The sequence below is a fragment of the Actinobacillus capsulatus DSM 19761 genome, assembly GCF_000374285.1.
Classification (GTDB): Bacteria; Pseudomonadota; Gammaproteobacteria; order Enterobacterales; family Pasteurellaceae; genus Actinobacillus; species Actinobacillus capsulatus.
This window is the reverse complement of the sequence record NZ_KB893940.1, coordinates 1-20,425: the sequence shown is the minus strand read 5'-3', so window position 1 is coordinate 20,425 and position 20,425 is coordinate 1. Positions and strand designations below refer to the sequence as shown.

The 20,425-nt window shown below is 39.3% G+C and carries 19 protein-coding genes and 1 rRNA gene; 6 read left to right on the top strand and 14 right to left on the bottom strand.

The window, feature by feature from the left end:
- Nucleotides 1-195: 195 nt before the first annotated feature.
- The 13 genes from C228_RS0108065 to C228_RS0108005 all read right to left on the bottom strand — a co-directional run bounded on the left by C228_RS0108065 (nt 196) and on the right by C228_RS0108005 (nt 16,647).
- Nucleotides 196-2,055, bottom strand: coding sequence for an SLC13 family permease (locus C228_RS0108065; RefSeq protein WP_018652128.1), 1,860 nt, complete (start codon nt 2,053-2,055; stop codon nt 196-198).
- Between the two features lie 104 nt (nt 2,056-2,159).
- Nucleotides 2,160-4,025 carry an SLC13 family permease gene (locus tag C228_RS0108060; protein WP_018652127.1) on the bottom strand — a complete coding sequence of 622 codons (1,866 nt, stop codon included), beginning with the start codon at nt 4,023-4,025 and terminating at the stop codon, nt 2,160-2,162.
- 103 nt (nt 4,026-4,128) lie between these two features.
- Nucleotides 4,129-4,653, bottom strand: coding sequence for an MltR family transcriptional regulator (locus C228_RS0108055; protein ID WP_018652126.1), 525 nt, complete (start codon nt 4,651-4,653; stop codon nt 4,129-4,131).
- On the bottom strand, nt 4,653-5,792 hold the full coding sequence (locus C228_RS0108050) for a mannitol-1-phosphate 5-dehydrogenase (protein ID WP_018652125.1): 1,140 nt from the start codon (nt 5,790-5,792) through the stop codon (nt 4,653-4,655). Before C228_RS0108050 ends, C228_RS0108055 begins: the two co-directional genes overlap by 1 nt.
- An 85-nt stretch (nt 5,793-5,877) precedes the next feature.
- On the bottom strand, nt 5,878-7,770 hold the full coding sequence (locus tag C228_RS0108045) for a PTS mannitol transporter subunit IICBA (RefSeq protein WP_018652124.1): 1,893 nt from the start codon (nt 7,768-7,770) through the stop codon (nt 5,878-5,880).
- A 342-nt stretch (nt 7,771-8,112) separates the two neighbouring features.
- The gene (gene glmS / locus C228_RS0108040; RefSeq protein ID WP_018652123.1) at nt 8,113-9,945 is read right to left on the bottom strand and encodes a glutamine--fructose-6-phosphate transaminase (isomerizing); all 1,833 of its coding nucleotides are present in this window, start codon (nt 9,943-9,945) and stop codon (nt 8,113-8,115) included.
- A gap of 122 nt (nt 9,946-10,067) precedes the next feature.
- Entirely contained in the window at nt 10,068-10,829 is a 762-nt protein-coding gene (locus C228_RS0108035) for a DeoR/GlpR family DNA-binding transcription regulator (protein ID WP_015674187.1), read from the bottom strand.
- Nucleotides 10,830-10,973: 144 nt separating this feature from the next.
- Nucleotides 10,974-11,174, bottom strand: coding sequence for a glycine zipper 2TM domain-containing protein (locus C228_RS0108030; RefSeq protein WP_018652122.1), 201 nt, complete (start codon nt 11,172-11,174; stop codon nt 10,974-10,976).
- Between the two features lie 219 nt (nt 11,175-11,393).
- A complete protein-coding gene (locus C228_RS0108025; protein WP_018652121.1) occupies nt 11,394-13,439 on the bottom strand; it encodes a UDP-glucose:protein N-beta-glucosyltransferase in 2,046 nt (681 codons plus the stop codon).
- An 18-nt stretch (nt 13,440-13,457) separates the two neighbouring features.
- Nucleotides 13,458-14,789: a 30S ribosomal protein S12 methylthiotransferase RimO gene (gene rimO, locus C228_RS0108020; RefSeq protein WP_018652120.1), complete on the bottom strand. Its 1,332-nt coding sequence runs from the start codon at nt 14,787-14,789 to the stop codon at nt 13,458-13,460.
- Nucleotides 14,790-14,963: 174 nt separating this feature from the next.
- Complete coding sequence (gene mtnN / locus C228_RS0108015; RefSeq protein WP_018652119.1) at nt 14,964-15,662, bottom strand: 5'-methylthioadenosine/S-adenosylhomocysteine nucleosidase; 699 nt, start codon at nt 15,660-15,662, stop codon at nt 14,964-14,966.
- On the bottom strand, nt 15,662-16,066 hold the full coding sequence (locus tag C228_RS15185; protein WP_018652118.1) for a thioredoxin domain-containing protein: 405 nt from the start codon (nt 16,064-16,066) through the stop codon (nt 15,662-15,664). The genes mtnN and C228_RS15185 overlap by 1 nt, the downstream gene beginning before the upstream one ends.
- A gap of 359 nt (nt 16,067-16,425) precedes the next feature.
- Entirely contained in the window at nt 16,426-16,647 is a 222-nt protein-coding gene (locus tag C228_RS0108005; RefSeq protein ID WP_005621277.1) for a SlyX family protein, read from the bottom strand.
- 83 nt (nt 16,648-16,730) lie between these two features.
- On the opposite strand from C228_RS0108005, the gene fkpA reads away from it, so the two are divergent.
- From fkpA to C228_RS15180, 6 genes are all read left to right on the top strand, one after another.
- Nucleotides 16,731-17,459, top strand: a complete 729-nt coding sequence (gene fkpA / locus C228_RS0108000) for an FKBP-type peptidyl-prolyl cis-trans isomerase (protein ID WP_018652117.1) — start codon at nt 16,731-16,733, stop codon at nt 17,457-17,459.
- A gap of 113 nt (nt 17,460-17,572) precedes the next feature.
- On the top strand, nt 17,573-18,232 hold the full coding sequence (locus C228_RS0107995; protein WP_018652116.1) for a helix-turn-helix transcriptional regulator: 660 nt from the start codon (nt 17,573-17,575) through the stop codon (nt 18,230-18,232).
- Entirely contained in the window at nt 18,232-18,609 is a 378-nt protein-coding gene (gene tusD / locus C228_RS0107990; RefSeq protein WP_018652115.1) for a sulfurtransferase complex subunit TusD, read from the top strand. Before C228_RS0107995 ends, tusD begins: the two co-directional genes overlap by 1 nt.
- Entirely contained in the window at nt 18,609-18,983 is a 375-nt protein-coding gene (gene tusC, locus C228_RS0107985; protein ID WP_018652114.1) for a sulfurtransferase complex subunit TusC, read from the top strand. Before tusD ends, tusC begins: the two co-directional genes overlap by 1 nt.
- Nucleotides 18,984-18,995: 12 nt before the next feature.
- A complete protein-coding gene (tusB, locus tag C228_RS0107980) occupies nt 18,996-19,262 on the top strand; it encodes a sulfurtransferase complex subunit TusB (RefSeq protein ID WP_018652113.1) in 267 nt (88 codons plus the stop codon).
- Nucleotides 19,263-19,599: 337 nt separating this feature from the next.
- Nucleotides 19,600-19,911 (top strand): glycosyltransferase, encoded by a 312-nt coding sequence (locus C228_RS15180; RefSeq protein WP_081618477.1) that lies wholly within the window; start codon nt 19,600-19,602, stop codon nt 19,909-19,911.
- A gap of 429 nt (nt 19,912-20,340) precedes the next feature.
- Here C228_RS15180 and rrf read toward each other — a convergent pair.
- Nucleotides 20,341-20,425, bottom strand: a 5S ribosomal RNA gene (gene rrf, locus C228_RS15175); the annotation flags it as partial.

Below are 20,425 nucleotides of genomic sequence, written 5' to 3'. Positions count from 1 at the left end.
AATATCATCTCTTCTCTTTTTTGTTGGAGGCGTATTATAGAGGAATAATTATTGATGATAAGATAGATTGTAGTTAATAGACTATTAACAAAAAAGTAATAATCATTTAGAGATTTTTGTGTACAACTTTAGACAAGCGGTCATTTTTTGTATGAAATTTGCAAAAAATATCAAAAAACGACCGTTTGAAGCATACTAAGGGAAGAGAATCGGTACCAATAAAGCGGTGACTAACATCGTAATGACAGTAAAAGGTAAACCGACCTTCAGAAAATCGCTAAAACGATAATTACCGAGCGAAACTACCATTGAATTGACCGGCGAGATCGGCGTCATAAATGCAGCGGAAGACGCAATCGCCACCACCATCACTAATGCTGTCGGCGGATAACCGAGCTGACGAGCCACTTCAATCGCAATTGGCGCCATCAAAATAGCTGTCGCACTGGTTGAAATAAACAAACCGACCACCGCAGTCAATGCAAATAACCCAATCAAGATGAGCGGATATGCCGTATTCGCCCCGCCGGTTAACCCAATAAATTTCTCAACCATCAATGCGACACCGCCAGTTTTCTGCATCGCTAGTGAGAACGGCATCATACCGATCACCAAAATCAAGGTCGGAAAATGAATCGATTCATAAGCCGATTTCATATCAATACAGCGAAATGCCCCTAATAACAAACAGGCAATAAAGGCGGCAATCACATTCGGCACTAATCCGCTAATCATTAAACCGATCATAATTACCAATGCTAATAAGGCATGAGGCGCTTGACTTGCAGCAGGAACAGCCTGCTTACTTTCTTTCGGCATGCCGATTAAGAAGAAATCTTTGCGAATTTGTACCATTGTAGTGATTTTCTGCCACACCCCCATCACTAGCAAAATATCACCGGATTTCACTGTTTCGGTTAGCAAGTTATTTTGTAAAATTTGCCCTTCCCGCTTAATCCCCACCACACTTAAACCAAAGTTAGAACGGAAATTTAACGCATCAACGGTTTGCCCGATGGTTTCGGTTTCCGGCATCACGCCCAATTCCGCCATACCGACCGACTTAGATTGCATTGAAAAATATTCTCCTTTTAACTCAATCGGCTGCATCCCAAATTCTTCGCAAAGTTGTGCAAAGCGAGTTTCATCTACACCAATATCCATTAACAAAATGTCTTTCTTTTGCAGCTGGTCTTTACCAAATGCCGCTAGGGTAATATGGCGGAAGTTCTTATAGCGTTGAATTGCGATAATATTAAGCTGATAAACCGAACGCAGATTCAATTCATCAATAGTTTTTCCAATAAAGTATGAACCTTCGCTTAACACTACCATTTTGGCTCGACCATTTAATTTATATTCTTCAATCAAATGCACCATGGAATCTTCATTATTTGCCGCCACCGGCACACTGCCATCATCTAACCAGCGACGTACTGCTAACATATATAAAATCCCCAGTACTAAGACTAACGTACCGATCGGGGTAAAGCTAAAGAAATGAAACCCTTCATAACCGGCTTTAACTAATTCGGCATGCGTTACCAAGTTAGGAGCGGTAGCGATTAATGTCATCATACCGCTGATTAAACCGGCAACAGCAAGCGGCATCATTAAACGACGAGGAGAAATATTTAAACTAGCACAAATCGCTAAAGTCACCGGAATAAAAATCGCCACAATACCGGTCGAGCTCATAAATGCGCCGAGCGTACCAATCGATAACATCAGCAAAGCAATCACTTTAGCTTCACTCGCCCCCGCCGCACGCAGTAACCAATCACTCATCTGATTCGCCACACCAGTTCGAGCAAGCGCATCACCAATGATATAAAGGAGTGCCAGTAAAATCACGTTTGGATCACCAAATCCGGCTAAAGCTTCTTTGGTGGTTAAAATACCACTTAAACTAAATGCCAATAGCACCATGAGTGCGATGACGTCCATACGCAATTTATTTTGAATAAATAGCACGACCGCAACAGCCAGAATCGCTAATACCCAAAACAAGGGAAGTTGCATAAAGGAAGGTAAATAATTGATGATGGTTTGCATAATTCTCTCTTATTGTAAAAAATCCGCCGAATTATACCGCTTCATGCTACTAAAAAAAGCCTGTGATCATAAAAATCACAGGCTTTTTAGCTAATGGACGCAAACTACAACGGAAATAATAACGGAACTAACCATATCGTTACGCCCATTACTAATAATGTGAACGGTACACCGACTTTCACAAAATCCATAAACCGATAACCGGCTGGCGCAATCACCATGGTGTTGACCGGCGAAGATATCGGTGTCATAAATGCCGCCGAGGATGCAATCGTAATCACCATCACAAATGCAATCGGTGAATAGCCCAATTGTTTCGCTACTTCAATTGCAATCGGCGCCATTAAGATTGCGGTTGCCGTATTCGAAATAAACAGCCCAACTAATGCAGTAAGCACAAATAAACCGCCTAACACCAAACTATAATGCGTACTTTCCCCGCCGGTAAGCGCTAAAAATTCTTCTACGATTAACGATACGCCCCCCGTTTTTTGCATGGCAGTTGAAAACGGCATCATACCGACAATTAATAACAGACTCGGAATATGAATGGAGTCATAAGCACTCTTCATATCAATACAGCGAAACTTACCGAGTAATAAGCAACAAATCAAAGCCGCCAGCACATTCGGCACCAAACCACTGATCATTAGTATCACCATTAACCCAACAGAAAACAACGCATAAGGCGCTTGGCTTGCCGCCGGTGCGATTTGTTTTCCTTCTTTCGGCATACCGAGTAAAAATAAATCCTTATTATATTTTTCAAGCGTAATGATTTTTTGCCAAACGCCCATTACTAACAGCACATCACCGGCCTTCACTGATTCGGTGAGTAGATTTTCTTGTAGAATGCGGTCTTCTCGCTTAATACCTACCACGCTTAAGCCATACGTCGAACGAAAATTTAACTGTTGTACCGTTTTACCGATACTTTCAGTTTCCGGCATCACCGCAAATTCCGCCATTCCCACCGATTTAGCGTGTGTAGAAAAATATTCGCCTTTTAATTCAATGCGCTGTAATTTGCATTCCTCACATAACATCGCAAAAGCTTCTTCATCAATGCCGATATCCATCAGTAGAATGTCTTTGGCTTGCAATTGATCGTTACCGAATGCCGCCATAATTTGTGAACGGAAATTTTTATAGCGTTGGATAGCAATCACATTCATCCGATATAACGAACGCAATTTTAGCTCGTCCATCGTCTTACCGATAAACGGCGAGTCTTCTTGCAAAATCACCATCTTGGCCCGCCCGTGCAATTGATATTCCTGAATTAAATGCGACATACTGTTATCGTCTTTAGCCAGCACTTGTACATCACCGTTATCCAACCAATGGCGAGCAATTAGCATATATAGAATACCTAATAGCAGAACAACCAAACCAATCGGTGTAAAACTAAAAAAACCAAACCCTTGGTAGCCGGCTTTAACTAATTCCGCATGCGTGACTAAGTTAGGTGCAGTGGCAATTAAGGTCATCATACCACTAATCAAGCCGGCAATACTGAGCGGCATCATCATACGCCGCGGAGAAATATTCATGCCGGCACAAATCGCCAATGCTACGGGAATAAAAATAGCAACAATGCCAGTCGAACTCATAAATGCACCCAACAACCCGATCGATAGCATCATCAAGACTAATACTTTAGTTTCGCTAGAACCCGCCACCCGCATCAGCCAATCACTAATATGATACGCAACCCCCGTACGAGACAACGATTCCCCCACTACATATAACAAAGCCAGCAAGACAATATTCGGATCACTCAAACCAGCAAAAATTTCTTGGGTAGTTAATAGACCGGTTAAGCCAAAGCCTAACATCACCAACAAGGCGACAATATCCATTCGCAATTTATTCTGAATAAATAAGCCAACCGCTATCGCAAGTAATACTAATACCCAAAATAACGGATATTGCAAAAAAGCAGGTAAATGACTAACAAAATTCTGCATACTATTCCCCTTTGCAAAATATTGTTCAAATTATACCGCTTGTGAATAAAAAAAGCCGGAGATTAATCAAATCTCCGGCTTTTCATTCAGAAAAATCATCATACTACAGTGGGCTTTCTACATTCAGCTTTTCGTTAATTTCAGTAATGGCAAGAATCAGGCTAGAGCGCATTATCCGCTCTAAACGAATCTGCTGCATTTGAAACAACATTGAGTCCTTATTCTCTCCAGCAACTTGATGTTTTAACATCTCTGCCGCTGGTGCGAAATCAATATGGTGTAGGTCTTTGGCAAACTGCACAATTGCCGGATGAGAAAAGGGTAACTCTTCCACCTCATCACTCAGATACTGTTTTAATTCGATAAACAACGTAATATCTTCAAACACCTCAGCAGAAACAACACCTAAACCGAGTAATAATTTTAGACGAACAGGTAGCTCCGCTAATGGTCCTTGATACTCAAATAAAGAATCCACCACCGATTTCAATGCAAAATCCCCTTTACGAAAAACTCGCTGAATCAGACGATCAACATTCCGGGCGAATTGATTGGTCGCCAGTGCGAGGAAACCTCGTAATGAACTCACCTCGCTTAACTGTTCGATAAAATTATCTGAATATGGCATTAGTTATATAACGCAACAATTTGATCAATCACCTCTTGGTTTGTTAAACCGGTATATTTCTCAACTGCCGCCGCTACTCCGTTATCTGCAATAAATTGTGCTAATTCGACCGCTTGCGGGTCTTCTTCATTACGATATTGTAGAGCCATTACCACACCATTGACGAGGTTTTTATGCGGTAAGCCGTATTCTAACGTGCCTAAGAGCGGTTTAATTAAACGATCGTTCGGGCTAAGTTTACGAATCGGCTCACGACCTACACGGTTTACATCATCATTTAAGTACGGATTAGCAAAACGTTTTAAGATTTTTTCGATATAAGCAGCGTGCGCTTGCGGGTCAAAACTATAACGTTTAATTAATACAGCACCGCTTTCTTCCATCGTCGCTTTTACTGCCGCTTTCACGCTGTCGATTGCAATCGCTTCTTTAATCCATTTCACACCGGCTTGTTTACCTAAATAGGCAGAAATTAAATGACCTGTATTTAAAGTGAATAATTTACGCTCAACAAACGCCATTAAGTTATCGGTTAATTCCATACCTTTAATATCCGGAATTTGACCTTTGAACTGGGTTTTATCCACAATCCATTCGCTAAACTCTTCTACCGTCACTTCTAACGGATCCGCTTCGTTTAATTCCGCCGGCGGTACGATTCTATCTACTGCCGAATCCACAAAACCGACAAATTTTTCAATTTCCGCCTGTTGAGAAGCGGTTAAATTTTCAAAGATTTTTGCTTTAAAGAAACTCGTACCACGCACCATATTTTCACAAGCAATAATATTTAACGGTTGGGTGTTACCCGCTTCTAAACGTGCTGCTAACGCTTGGGCAAATAATGGTGCAATAAAACCTAATACATTCGGGCCAACCGCAGTAGTAATCAACTCAACACTTTTCACTTGTTCGATCACTGCCGCTTCATCTTTTGAGTTGATCGCCGCAATATTTTTTACCACTTCAACACGGCTCGCATCGCCTACGATTTTTACGCCGTATTGTTTGTTTTGGTTAATTTGATCAATCTGAGTTTGATTGATGTCAGCAAAGGTGACGAAAACGCCAGAATCCGCCAATAATTTACCGATAAAGCCACGACCGATATTACCTGCACCAAAATGTAATGCGTTCATTCTATGTTCCTCTTTAATTTGTAAAATATTTGAAAAAATTGACCGCTTGCAAGCGAAAATCCCCCACTTACGTGGGGGAGCTAACTTATTCGCCTTTTAATAAGCGTAATACTTTTTGCGGATCATCGGTTAATGTGAGAATTTCCATGGTTTTCTCATCATCTAACGCATTAGTGATCGCACTTACGACTTGGATGTGTTCGTTATTACGTGCCGCGATACCGATAACTAATTTCGCCACACCGTCTTCTTCGTCAGTAAAACGCACGCCTTCACGATATTGGCAGAACACGATACCGGTTTTTAATACTTTATCTTTTGCCGCAATCGTACCATGAGGAACCGCAATACCCTCACCTAAGTAAGTTGAAACTTGTTGTTCACGTTCAAACATTGCCGGTACATAATCCGCTTCAGCAAAACCTAATTTTACAAGTTGTTCACCGGCAAATTGAATCGCCTCTTCTTTGGTACGTGCAGTTAGATTTAAGAAGATTTGATCCTCGGTCACATTTAAACCGCCTCGTTCGGTTGCCACTTGCGGCACAACTTCAACCGGAATCACTTTGTCTGTGCTGTTTGCGGTAAGTTTTGCCACTAAACCGTCATAGAAAACGCCGTCTAAGAAGTTATTAAGTGATAAATGTTGTGCGGCCGGTACTTGTTTTTGCGCACGTGCGGTTAAGTCTTTGTGGGTTACCACTAATTGAGCGTCTTGTGGTAAATCATTAATAGCTACGTTTTGTACTTCGACATTTAAACCTGCCGCTTGTACTTTTTTGCGTAACATGCTTGCACCCATTGCGCTTGAACCCATGCCCGCATCACAAGACACATAAATTTTACGTACATTGCTGAAATCACCTGCAACCGCTGCATCCGCCGCAACAGCACCGCCTTTGCTTTGTGCTTTCATTGCCGCCATTTCCGCTTGTGCGCTTTCTAACGCATCTTCAGAACCTTCATCTTTTTGCATCTTGAGTAATACAGACGCAATCACAAAAGTTACCACACATGAAAGAATCACCGAAGCAATTACCGCTAAATGCGCACCTGCCGGTGTCATTGCTAATACCGCAATGATTGACCCCGGAGAAGCCGGTGAAACTAAACCGCCGCCTAATAATGTATTGGTTAATACGCCTGTTGCACCACCCGCAATTACTGCAAGGATTAAACGAGGATTCATTAATACATACGGGAAGTAAATTTCGTGAATACCACCGAAGAAGTGAATGATTGATGCAGAACTTGCAGTATTTTTTGCAGAACCTTTACCGAATAACATATAAGCAATCAAGATACCTAAACCTGGGCCCGGATTCGCTTCAATTAAGAAGAAAATTGATTTACCTAATTCTGAAGATTCTTGAATACCAAGCGGTGAGAAGATACCGTGGTTGATTGCATTATTTAAGAATAAAATTTTCGCCGGCTCAACAATCACCGATGTTAACGCAAGTAAGTTAGCATCCACTAACGCTCTTACGCCCGCAGCTAATAAATCTGAAAGCGAAGTAACAATACCACCGATAAAGCTAAATGAAAGTAGCGCTAATAACATACCGATAATACCGGCTGAAAAGTTATTGACTAACATCTCAAAACCGCTTTTCACTTTCCCTTCGATTGCTTTATCGAATGTTTTGATTGCCCAGCCGCCAAGAGGACCAACAATCATTGCACCTAAGAACATTGGAATTTCAGAACCGACAATGATACCCATTGTAGTGATTGCACCTACAACTGCACCTCGTTCACCACCAGCTAAACGGCCACCGCTATAACCGATTAATAGCGGTAATAAATAGGTAATCATCGGGCCGACAAGTTTACCTAAACTTTCATTTGGCAACCAACCGGTAGGAATAAATAATGCGGTAATAAAACCCCATGCGATGAAAGCCCCGATATTCGGCATCACCATATTTGATAAGAAACGCCCAAAACTTTGGACTTTAACTTTAAGATTAGACATAACTGCTCCTGAACAACAGTGTAGAGAAAAAGGATTAAAATCTGTGCATAAATTAGCACCTGTTCTTAAAGTTACCAAAATGTTTCTATTGAATTTGTGAACTCGATCACATTAAATTTTTTCTTAATTTCTGAAAAGTGTGAGATAGATCACACTTATATAAATACACTTTTTAAAACTGTGATCTACATCACAACTTCAACAAACAAGCGGTCTAATTTCAGGATTTTTTTACAAGCAATTTAAATGCGTTTATTTGCAAAAAAATCCTAAAATTTAACCGCTTAAAAAAAGAAAAAAGCCTCTGAGCTTTCGCTCAAAGACTTAAGTGAAATAGATTGATTACTCAACAGTTACCGCTTTCGCAAGGTTACGAGGTTGGTCAACGTCCGTACCTTTAATTAATGCGATGTGGTATGAAAGTAATTGTAACGGCACTGTGTAGAAGATTGGTGCCGTAACTTCATCAACACGTGGTAACACGATAGTTTTGAAACCTGTTGTTTCTTCAAAGCCTGCTTCGTGATCTGCGAATACATATAATTGACCACCACGTGCACGCACTTCTTCGATATTTGATTTCACTTTTTCAAGTAAATCATTTTCCGGTGCAACTACCACTACCGGCATTTCACTGTCGATTAATGCTAACGGACCGTGTTTTAACTCACCCGCTGCATACGCCTCTGCGTGGATGTATGAAATCTCTTTTAATTTTAATGCAGACTCCATTGCAATCGGATAGTACTCACCACGACCTAAGAATAAAGTATGGTGTTTATCTGCGAAGTCTTCAGATAATTTCTCGATTGCTTTATCAAACACTAACGCACTTTCAATTTGCGCAGGTAAACGCTGTAATGCTTGAACAATGTGGTGTTCTTGCTCTTCAGATACCGTGCCTTTTAAGCGACCAATCGCTACATTTAAAAGAAGCATACAAGTTAACTGAGTCGTAAATGCTTTAGTCGATGCAACACCGATTTCAACACCCGCTTTCGTCATAAATGCGAAATCAGACTCACGAACAAGTGAAGAACTTGCTACGTTACAAATCGTCATTGCAGACATATAGCCAGATTCTTTCGCTAAACGTAATGCCGCTAATGTGTCCGCAGTTTCACCTGATTGTGAAAGCGTAATTAATAAACTATTCGGACGAGTTACGAATTTACGGTAACGGAACTCAGACGCGATTTCAACGTCACAGCTCACGCCAGCGATAGCTTCAAACCAGTAACGAGCAACCATACCCGCATTGTAAGAAGTACCACAAGCTACGATTTGCACATGTTCAACTTTTGATAAGATTTCTGCCGCATTTGGACCAATTGCATCAATTTTCACTTTACCGTTTTCGATACGACCATCTAAGGTATTCATGATTGCTACCGGTTGTTCGAAAATTTCTTTCTGCATATAGTGACGGTATGGGCCTTTGTCTGCAGCATCCGCTTCGAAGTTACCTTCGTGAATTTCACGTTCAACTTTTTGACCGTCACGGCTATAGATATCTACAGTGTGACGAGTAATTTCCGCTACATCACCTTCTTCAAGGTAAGCAAAACGACGAGTTACGCTTAATAATGCTAATGGGTCTGATGCCAAGAAGTTTTCGCCAACACCATAACCGATAACTAATGGGCTGCCAGAACGCGCAACAATTAAACGAGACGGATCATCTTGATTCATTACTACGGTACCGTATGCACCACGTAATTGAACTACTGTTTTTTGAACCGCTTCTAATAAAGAACTTGATGTACGGAGTTCCCACTCAACTAAGTGAGCGATTACTTCAGTGTCAGTTTGCGACTGGAATACATAACCACGCTCTTGTAAAACCACTTTTAATTCTTCGTAATTTTCAATGATACCGTTATGTACTACTGCAATTTTACTGCTACGATGAGGGTGAGCATTGGTTTCAGATGGCTCACCGTGAGTTGCCCAACGGGTGTGAGCAATACCTGTACCACCGATTAATGGGTTTGCAGAAATCGCATCGTCCAATGCTTTTACTTTACCTACACGACGAACAATTTGCATATTGTGTTCTTCGTTTAGAACTGCAACACCCGCAGAGTCGTAACCACGATACTCTAAGCGGTGTAAACCATCTACTAAAATGTTAGCTACGTCGCGTTGTGCTACTGCACCTACAATTCCGCACATAATATCTTTCCTATGTTAAAGTTAAAAAATAATAAATAACTGGGTAACGGGTAATAAGCGGTGATTCTGATGTGCCAATTCCATCAAAATACGACCATTGACACTGTTTATTATTTGCTCGCTTAATCACGCGCTACAATCACTTCTATACCATACGATTCGATGGTCTTTTTAATTTCCTCATCAATATCGGCATCAGTGATCAATTTATTCACGCCTTTCCACTCAAGCTCAAGATTTGGCATTTTACGCCCCATCTTTTGAGACTCAATTAAGACGATAACTTCTCGAGAAACCTCCGCCATTACTTGGCTTAAGCCTACGAGTTCATTAAATGTTGTGGTACCACGTGCTAAATCCAAACCATCTGCGCCAATAAATAGTTGGTCAAAATCGTAAGAACGTAGTACTTGCTCAGCAACTTTACCTTGAAATGAATCAGAACGTGTATCCCAAGTACCGCCGGTCATCAAAACCGTAGGCTCATTATCAAGCATGGTTAATTCGGTTGCTAATGCTAATGAGTTCGTCATAATCACTAGACCGGTTTGATACAAGGCTTTTACCATTGCTCCGGTCGTGCTACCGCTATCAATGATGATACGATTATGATCTCGAATATGTTTTACCGCTTCATTCGCAATCGCTAATTTTTGTTTTGAAAGTTGCTCGTTACTATCTTCTATCATTTCCGATGGAATTTTTACTGCTCCACCATAGCGACGTAATAACAAACCGCTTTCTTCTAAAGCGGTTAAATCCTTACGAATCGTCACTTCAGACGTTTCGAAGAAACTTGCCAATGTTTCAACACTCACCTCTCCTTGTTCTTGTACCATTTTTACAATTAGGTGGCGACGTTGTTGCGTATTTCTCTTTGACATACTTTCCTCATGAAAAGTTTCGATATTCAATATCTAAATTTCGTTTCAAAACGTCCGAATTATATTAAATAGTTTTATTTATGCAACTTTTTGTACAAAAAATAAGACCAGCTAATTTATAATCAACTGGTCTTATTTGAAGAATTATTTAATTTGACTACCGATAACGCCACCTAATGCAGCACCACCTAAGGTTGCACCGGTAGAATTTCCAATCATATTACCGGCTACCCCACCAACTGCAGCGCCAATTGCCGTATTACGTTGTGATTTAGTTAAGCCGTTACACGCTGAAACCGTTGTTGCCAATACCGCAACCGCAAGTATTTTTACCATAAATTTCATTATTAATTCCTTATTTTAAAGGTTACTACTATCACAAATTGTTTATATAAACATTTGCTTTCCATAAGACTTAATTCATATCAAAAGGTTCGAAAAACAAGACTCATCTGACCAGAATTCAAACAATAACAAGCCGAGAAACAAATGTTTCTCGGCTTGTTATTAATAGCTAATAAAAAAGCACCGAGTCTCTTGGTGCTTTTACAATAAATACGTTAATTATTTAGCCGTTTTCTTTACTTTTTTAGCTGCTGCTTTTAACGGAGAATCTTTTTTCGCTGTTTCCTTTTTAGCTTTAGTTGCTGTTTTTACCTTCGTTGTCGAAGCAGCTTTAACCGTTTTGGTTTTTCTTGGCGTTTTTGCTTTAGGCTCATCTACAAGTGTATTAATTTGTAGATCAACACTATTCTGCTTAGTCCATTCCATCGCTTTCGTTAATAAAATACATCCCATTGGGCGAGGATCACCGGTAAATAACGTATTCAAACCGTTATTTTCAATAATATGACGACGTAATTCTAAACGCTCTTGATGATTTTCCGCTAAACGCACTGCTCGTTCAACATACTCATCTACCGTATTAGCGATAAGCCACTCAGGTAAACCTAAACGTTTAAATAATCCTTCATCAATATGCTCATGCACTTCTGGTCCGGTCTTACATACACCTACTAAACCTAACGTGACCATATCGATAATACCGTTGGTATTACCGAATGGGAACGGATTTACCATCATATCGCAGTTATGCAAAATACTGAGATATTGATGATAAGGCGAATGAGGATGTGCCGTTGCCGAATCACCTAAGTAAGATTTAATAAAGCGTTCTACATACGGATGAGTTACACCGTTTGATTGACCTAAAGCAAAATGGAAATGTACTTTCACTTTAGCACGATCGCGAATTGCTCTTAATGCTTCTAAGAAATATGGGTTTAACTTCATTGTCGTTGAAGCAATACCGATATTTACGACTTCCGGATTTTCACGTAATAAATAATCTACTTTTTCAGGCGCTAATGCTGAAGGAACGTAAGGCAGCGCATCTTTTGGTAAACGTAATAACGTTTCGCTAAAGCACTCTTCCGATCCGACATAATCGTCTTCCACAATCACATATTCAATAAAGTCGGAATGGGTCGTAGCCGGATGACCTAAAGCAATCACTTGTACCGGTGCTAAACGTGTATTACTTGCAAAAATCGTTGCTAAGTCCATACCGATGCTCGGCATATAGAAGACTAGCGCGCCGTTTGTTTCACAAATTGAGCGAATAAACTCTAATTTGTCTTTCATATTATTACCATCGACCAGATGGAATTCATCGAATACGTCTCTACCCGCTTGGTCAACCGATGCATTACCTAAACCGATGAGGTGGAAATGCTCACGAGCCGCAATCATTGAAGTAGAGTGCGTACGATAAATTGAGTGTGCAGAATGGAAATGCTCAAGTAATACAACCATTACCGGCTTACCATTACGGTAACCGATTTTAGTCACATCACGATCTTGCCACCCATATTCATTTTCGATATGGCGGCGAATCACTTGATTTAATGCTTTTTTCACATCGTGTTTATTTGCAGCAATGTCATAGCTACAGTGCATATAAACATCATGCGAAATGGCACTTGGAATGTTATTTAGGTTTTGTAACTGTGCTAAACGAGCCGGGAACCATTGTAAAATCGTGCCACGTTTTGAGAATGACGCGGGCGTACCGATAAATCGAGGCGACTGTAACGCGAAGCAAAGTGAAGCACAAAGTTCCGGATCTGCATTCCACGCTGCATCAAGGTTTAAGTTCACGTTTGATTCCGGTAAATATAAAATACAGAATTTAATCAATGCCGCTTTTGTTGCTTCTAAATGAATATCTAAACTATTTTCACGGTTTGGATTACGGTTATACGTTTGTAGTACATGATCTGCATTCACATACGGAGAGCTTGCAAAAATAAGCGATAACCAACGTTGGAACGATAGAAAACGTTGTGCACCTTCTACTGAAATCTCTAAGCTCGGATCAGCAAAAAGCGTACTCACCGCATTCGCTAAGCGAGTACAAAAGTAAACTGTTTTCTCTTGTTCAAGATCTTTTAATTGAGTAGGAAATTCAAAATCAATGTCCTGAATGCCTCCAAAATTACTATCGAGTTTCGCTAAAATCTCTAATAATTCGGTACAAGACTCTTCATATTTTTTCGCCGCAACCGCAGCCTCAAATGTTGCTAAATTAGGTTTTTTGTTGTGTTCCATACGAGTTGTCCTAAAAAATTAACAAGTTCCCCAAAGGTCATATTCATCCGCATTCGTAATCGTTACAGAAATAATTTGACCGACTTTCACGTCTTTATTTGAAATATTATCGACATATACTACACCGTCAATTTCCGGTGCGTCAGCCACTGAACGGCCAATAATACCTTCTTCGTCAATTTCATCAACGATAACGGCAAGGATTTTACCCACTTTTTGTCGTAAACGAGCAGCTGAAATACGTTGCTGAACTTGCATAAAACGGTGAAAACGCTCTTCTTTTACTTCTTCCGGCACCTGATCCGCCATTTCGGTTGCTACCGCACCGTCCACCGGACTAAATTTGAAGCAACCGACACGATCCAATTGCGCCTCTTCTAAAAAATCCAATAGCATTTGGAAATCTTCTTCCGTTTCACCCGGGAAACCGACAATAAAGGTTGAGCGTAATGTTAATTCCGGGCAAATCTCACGCCATTTTTTAATGCGTTCTAATGTACGCTCAATTGATCCGGGACGTTTCATTGCCTTTAATACTTTCGGGCTTGCGTGTTGTAACGGAATATCTAAATACGGCAAAATCTTGCCTTGCGCCATTAATGGAATTAAATCATCTACGTGCGGATACGGGTACACATAATGTAGACGAACCCAAATGCCTAAAGTTCCTAACTGTTCACATAGCGTAATCAGATTATTTTTAATCGGAGCGCCATTCCAGAAAACCGTTTTGTTTTGATTTTCTTTTGACTGATCTAACGCATAAGCGGAAGTATCTTGAGAAACGATGAGTAATTCTTTCACACCTGAATCCGCAAGACGTTTCGCCTCATCTAATACCTGAACAATCGGACGGCTGTCTAAATCGCCACGCATGGACGGAATAATACAGAAGGTACAACGATGGTCACAACCTTCAGAGATTTTTAAATAGGCGTAATGCTTAGGTGTAAGTTTTACTCCTTGTGCTGGCACAAGACTGGTATAAATATTACGTTCCGGGCGCGGTACATATTTATGCACATGCTGCATCACCGCTTCATAACTATGCGGTCCGGTAATCTCTAATACTTTAGGATGCACTTCACGAATTTGGTTTTCTTTTGCGCCTAAACAGCCGGTAACAATTACTTTGCCGTTTTCTTCCAATGCTTCACCGATAGCCTCTAATGACTCTTGTACTGCGCTGTCGATAAAACCACAAGTGTTTACAATCACTAAATCCGCATTTTCATAACTTGGAATAATGTTGTAACCATCTGTACGCAACTCCGTCAAAATACGTTCGGAATCAACTAAATTTTTAGGGCAACCAAGGCTGATAAAACCAATATTTGGTGTAGTACTCATAAATTTCTCAAAAATATAATTAGGTAATCAATAAATAAAAAAGACCTACAATTAGCGTAGGCCAAAAGGCTGAATATTGTACAAAATTTACAATAGAATAGCGATAATAAGCGGTCGAATTTTTAACTTTTTTTGCAAAATTTTGTTAAATTTCGACCGCTTGTTTGCTTTCAATTAAGCAATGCTATTTAACATTGCCACCACAATTTCTGATGATTTTTCTGCCGCCAGTGGTAAAAACTCATCAAATGAAAGGTGAGATTCTTTATCTGCAACATCCGAAATCGCACGTACAATCACGAAAGGTACGTCAAATGCGTGGCAAACTTGTGCAATCGCTGCGGCTTCCATCTCAACGGCTGCAACGCTTGGGAAGTTTTGACGAATTTGCGCAATTTTTTCTGCTCCGTTCACAAATAAATCACCGCTACAAATTAAACCGGAAACCGCATTAAAACCGGCTTTTTCCGTTTCTTTAATCGCAACATTCATTAACTGTTCATTTGGAACAAATGCCGCTGGGTTAGCCGGTAATTGCCCTTTTTCATAGCCAAATGCCGTTACATCTACATCATGGTGACGTACTTCCGTTGAAATCACTATATCTCCCACATTTAATTTTGGATCTAAGCCACCTGCTGATCCCGTATTAATAATCATATCCGGCTTTGCTAATTCAAGTAATAACGTCGTGCCTACTGCAGCAGCTACTTTACCAATGCCGGATTGTAATAACGCCACACGCGTATTATTAATTTTACCGTCATAAATTTTACAACCCGCTATTTCCATTACTTTCGCTTCAACCATTAAATTACGTAAAATTTCAACTTCTTGCGCCATTGCGCCGATAATTCCGATTTTTAATTTCATTATTTTTTATCCTCTTTTTGTTCTTGTTGTAGTTTATCAATTAAGAAATCCAATACACCGTAAGTATAGTCGTCGTTATACAAAGTATTTTGTAACAAAATATATTTTCCGTTTAATACGGCAAGCGGTACATACGGTGGATTATATAAGTTAAACAATGCTCTCTCTTGTTTCATTCGTTGTTTAACTTCTTCCGAATAAAACAATTTGTTAAATGCATTCACATCTAAACCTTTTGAGGTGAGCCATTGCGTCACTGCCGCATCACTTTTAACCAAACTGACGTGATCTTTGCGCCCTACACTATCAAATAAATAAAGTTCACTCAAATCTTCTCGCCCGATTACCATAAAAGTTGCGTGCATTTGACCGGTAATTTCATAAGCCGGTGAGCGCTGTAACACGACTTTATCTTTATGTAATTAGGCATACTGTTTTAAATAGTCATTAGTATTTAAACAAATTGCACAGTCATATTTAAAGAAATATTGAATTAATATGCGTCCATCTTTAGGTTGTTCAATATTTATTGGTTTTTTATAAGAGTAATAGCCTTTCCCATCTTTAAAAAGCGGTTCGTTTTTTGCATTTTTTTGCGAATTTTCAACCGCTTATGCAGAAGAAGCAAAAACAGTTAACGCCAACACCGATATAGCTAAACCAACGCTCCACTTCACTAAATTCTTAAATAACATACTTAGTAAAATTACCTCAATATAAACTATGTGCGATTAGAATCCGAACTAATAAATAAGTTCATAGCCTAATAATGCGGTGGGGGTGTTTCTTCCGCTAATGAGGCAACATTACTTGATTGAACGCCTTGCAGCTTTTCCGCAAAGTGTCGAACTTGGGTTTGGAGCTTATCCAAAGCAAATTGATGATGAACCAACGCTTGATTCAGCTCTTCTATCGTCACTTCTTGGAAAGCAACTTTTGTTTCTAATTCAGCTATACGTTGTAAAAGATCGTGTTCTATCGTCATTTTTAATAAAAAAGGTTGCCTAATCAGGGAATACACTTTACCCTATCTATCTTTCTTTTAACAATCATTTATAAGGAAAATCTATGTTAAAAAGCAAACTTTCTGTACTTGCAGTCGCAGCGAGCGTATTTGCAACATCACAAGCGACCTTTGCAGAACAAAAAGCGGATCAAAAATTTGTAGATGAGTCTTCATACGCAGTCGGCGTATTAATGGGCAAAAACATTGAAGGTGTGGTTGCATCACAAAAAGAAATTTTCTCTTACAACCAAGATAAAATTTTAGCCGGCGTACAAGATACGATTAAAAAAACCGGTAAATTAACCGATGAAGACTTACAAAAACAATTAAAAGCACTTGATACTTATCTTGCAAGCCAAGAAAGCAAAATTGCAGCAGAAAAAAGTAAAGCAACTATCGAAGCCGGTAACAAATTCCGTGCAGAATACGAAAAAAAAGCCGGCGTGAAGAAAACCGCTTCAGGTTTACTTTATAAAATCGAAAAAACCGGTACAGGCGAATCACCAAAAGCTGAAGATACCGTGAAAGTACACTATAAAGGAACATTAACGGACGGTACGGTATTCGATAGCTCATATGATCGTGGCGAGCCGATTGAATTCCAATTAAATCAATTAATTCCGGGCTGGATTGAAGCGATTCCAATGCTGAAAAAAGGCGGCAAAATGGAAATCGTATTACCACCTCAGTTAGGATACGGTGAGCGTCAAGCAGGTAAAATTCCGGCAAGTTCAACCTTAAAATTTGAAATCGAATTATTAGATTTCAAAGCGGCTGAAGCGAAAAAATAACCCTTGAATCTAAGCGGTCTAATTTGTAGAATTTTTTGCAAATTAGACCGCTTGCTTTTTAGTTCTTTCTAAAAATTATTCCACAAAAGAAGCAAAATAAGTCCCTCAATATTATGAAAAAATTCCAAACTTTTACTGAAGAAGATCATGCGATTTTAGCGTCTTATTTTCCGATTGTTGACGGCATTGCCGCCTTAATCGGTGAACACTGTGAGATCGTATTACACTCGTTAGAATTTCTTGAAAATTCCGCAATCTATATCGCAAACGGACACAATACCGATCGAAAAATTGGTTCACCTCTTACCGATAAAGCGCTTAAATCGTTACATCAAATGAAAACAGATAGCGTATCTAAACCTTATTTTACGCGCTCTAAAGGCGGTGTATTAATGAAATCCGTCACAATTGCGATCCGTAATAGTAAACAACATGTTATCGGTTTTATCTGCATTAATATCAATTTAGATGTGCCAGCATCACAATTTTTAAGTGCTTTTATTGCACCGTTACAAGATGACGAAGACACAGCGGTTAATTTTGCGAGTTCTGTGGAAGATTTAGTTGCTCAAACTATCGAACATACGATTGAAGAAACCATGGCGGATCGTAATGTTGCTAATAATAATAAAAATCGCCATATTGTCATATCGTTATATGAGAAAGGCATTTTTGATATCAAAGATACTATCAATCAAGTGGCCGATCGATTAAATATTTCCCGCCATACCGTTTACCTTTATATCCGACAAATTAAACAGGATAATGAATAATGGATTACGTACTTGCGATAAAATCGCCAGTTTACGGCGCACAAGGGGCATATTTGGCTTATCAAGTCGCCGAAGCATTATTAGCTACAGAACATAACATTAAACAAGTATTTTTCTTTCAGGACGGTATCAGCAATGCAAATGCTTTAGTAAACCCTGCAAGTGATGAAATAAACTTATTAGAAAAATGGCAAAACCTCGCAAAATTACACGGTTTGCCCTTACACCTCTGCATTTCTGCTGCACAAAGACGAGGAGTTGTGGATCATCAAACCAGTAAAACTCAGCAAACGAATCTTGCCGAAGGTTTTATACTAGCGGGGCTTGGTGAATTTAGCCAAGCAGTACTCAAAGCAGATAGACTATTAACCTTTTAATGATGAAAAAATATAAACTTGCATTCCTTTTTACTCAACCGCCTTTTGGAACGACAATCAGTCGCGAAGGCTTAGATGCTTTACTTGCTGCCAGCGCTTTTTGTGCTGAAGATGAAATCGCTATTTGCTTTTTAAATGACGGTATATTCAATCTATTAGAACAGCAACAGCCAAATATCATCTTACAGAAAGATCATATCTCAACTTTTAAATTAATTGACCTATATGATTTGACCGAATGCTTTATTTGTGAAGAGTCTATCAACCAAAGAGCATTAAGCACTGCCGAATGGATTTTACCTAACGCAAATATCATCCCCCAAACAGAGCTGTTTGCCATTCTTGCGCAAGCTGAAAAGGTACTAACGTTCTAATAAGGAATCCCTATGCTTTATACATTTTCTAAAACACCATATGAGTTAACTGAACTAAACCAAATACTCGCTCAAATTACGGCAAATGATGCTGTAGTCTTATGGCAGGATGGTGTCTTGCTAGCAATTAAATATCCTCAACTTTTTTCACAAATATCTCATTTATTTATATTAGCCAACGATCTCAAAGCCAGAGGATTAAACACAAAATTTAAATCCATTTCACTTACCGAATTCGTCAAGGTTAGTGAAACCTTTCATCCACAGGTAGCCTTTTAAATGACAGCTACAATGCATATTGCTTTTGCAGCGGAGTAACTACGCAGAACAAATTATTACCCTAATCAAATCTATTTGCTTTTTTGATAAAGACATACACTTTTATCTCATCAATAAAGATTTTTCTGAACAATGGTTTTATTCGCTTAATCTAGAATTGAACAAAATAAATTGCTACATCACTGATATAAAAGTTGAACAGGCAAATTTTGTTCATTTAAAAACAATGTAATATGCTTCCGACACAAGTTACTACCGTTGTTTAATCCCTCAGCTAATTCCTCAAAGATAAAGTACTTTATCTTGATTGTGACATCATTACAAATGGCTCTCTGTTATCGCTATACCAGCAAGATCTGATAATTATCCGGTTGTTGCGGCACCAGACTTTCTAATTAATAGCGGATTCTTCTACCATAAGTTCTTCCCATATATAGAACACTATTTCAATGCTGGAGTACTATTATTTAATAATAAAGCATGGCGAGAAACTGCTGATATAGATCAGAGATTAGAAAATGCAATTCAGCTTTATCACCAAAGCGGTTCTGACTTAGCGGATCGGGATATTTTAAATTTAGCGCTACAGAATCAATGTTTCTCGTTAGCTAAAAATATAATTATCAATTTGCAGCAGGCGATTATTTAATTGAAAATAATCGCCTAGATATTTACGATTAAATTATGAATATCGATGATCAAGTACCTATACTTATTCATTATACAGGGCTAGCCAAACCTTGGACACCAATATGCCGAAATCAATACCATGCAGAACAACAATACTGAAGCCTTACATGGTCAGAAATTATTGAGCATCATATCAACAAATAATATCAATGCAGCTTATATAATGAAACAGCTAGAAATAATTTCTAGCCGTTTTTTATCCTAAACAAGCGGTCAAATTCCCTTGCTATTTTGCAAATGCGCTAATGGAGGTTGTTTGAATAAGCAAAAAAAGAAAGGAGAAGATGAATAAAGATAAAAATGAAGCTGGAGCTGGAGCTAAAAACAAATTCACCCCAAAAACAAAAACCCTGTGATTATCACTAACCACAGGGTTCCCTTTAATTCAATCTGGCGATGCCCTACTCTCACATGGGGAAACCCCACACTACCATCGGCGTTACAGCATTTTACTTCTGAGTTCGGGATGGATT

Bases quoted from the DNA above. Each gene is read 5' to 3' on its own strand.
- C228_RS0108065 (WP_018652128.1), bottom strand. From the start codon at position 2,055: ATGCAAACCATCATCAATTATTTACCTTCCTTTATGCAACTTCCCTTG.
- C228_RS0108060 (WP_018652127.1), bottom strand. From the start codon at position 4,025: ATGCAGAATTTTGTTAGTCATTTACCTGCTTTTTTGCAATATCCGTTA.
- C228_RS0108055 (WP_018652126.1), bottom strand. From the start codon at position 4,653: ATGCCATATTCAGATAATTTTATCGAACAGTTAAGCGAGGTGAGTTCA.
- C228_RS0108050 (WP_018652125.1), bottom strand. From the start codon at position 5,792: ATGAACGCATTACATTTTGGTGCAGGTAATATCGGTCGTGGCTTTATC.
- C228_RS0108045 (WP_018652124.1), bottom strand. From the start codon at position 7,770: ATGTCTAATCTTAAAGTTAAAGTCCAAAGTTTTGGGCGTTTCTTATCA.
- glmS (WP_018652123.1), bottom strand. From the start codon at position 9,945: ATGTGCGGAATTGTAGGTGCAGTAGCACAACGCGACGTAGCTAACATT.
- C228_RS0108035 (WP_015674187.1), bottom strand. From the start codon at position 10,829: ATGTCAAAGAGAAATACGCAACAACGTCGCCACCTAATTGTAAAAATG.
- C228_RS0108030 (WP_018652122.1), bottom strand. From the start codon at position 11,174: ATGAAATTTATGGTAAAAATACTTGCGGTTGCGGTATTGGCAACAACG.
- C228_RS0108025 (WP_018652121.1), bottom strand. From the start codon at position 13,439: ATGGAACACAACAAAAAACCTAATTTAGCAACATTTGAGGCTGCGGTT.
- rimO (WP_018652120.1), bottom strand. From the start codon at position 14,789: ATGAGTACTACACCAAATATTGGTTTTATCAGCCTTGGTTGCCCTAAA.
- mtnN (WP_018652119.1), bottom strand. From the start codon at position 15,662: ATGAAATTAAAAATCGGAATTATCGGCGCAATGGCGCAAGAAGTTGAA.
- C228_RS0108005 (WP_005621277.1), bottom strand. From the start codon at position 16,647: ATGACGATAGAACACGATCTTTTACAACGTATAGCTGAATTAGAAACA.
- fkpA (WP_018652117.1), top strand. From the start codon at position 16,731: ATGTTAAAAAGCAAACTTTCTGTACTTGCAGTCGCAGCGAGCGTATTT.
- C228_RS0107995 (WP_018652116.1), top strand. From the start codon at position 17,573: ATGAAAAAATTCCAAACTTTTACTGAAGAAGATCATGCGATTTTAGCG.
- tusD (WP_018652115.1), top strand. From the start codon at position 18,232: ATGGATTACGTACTTGCGATAAAATCGCCAGTTTACGGCGCACAAGGG.
- tusC (WP_018652114.1), top strand. From the start codon at position 18,609: ATGATGAAAAAATATAAACTTGCATTCCTTTTTACTCAACCGCCTTTT.
- tusB (WP_018652113.1), top strand. From the start codon at position 18,996: ATGCTTTATACATTTTCTAAAACACCATATGAGTTAACTGAACTAAAC.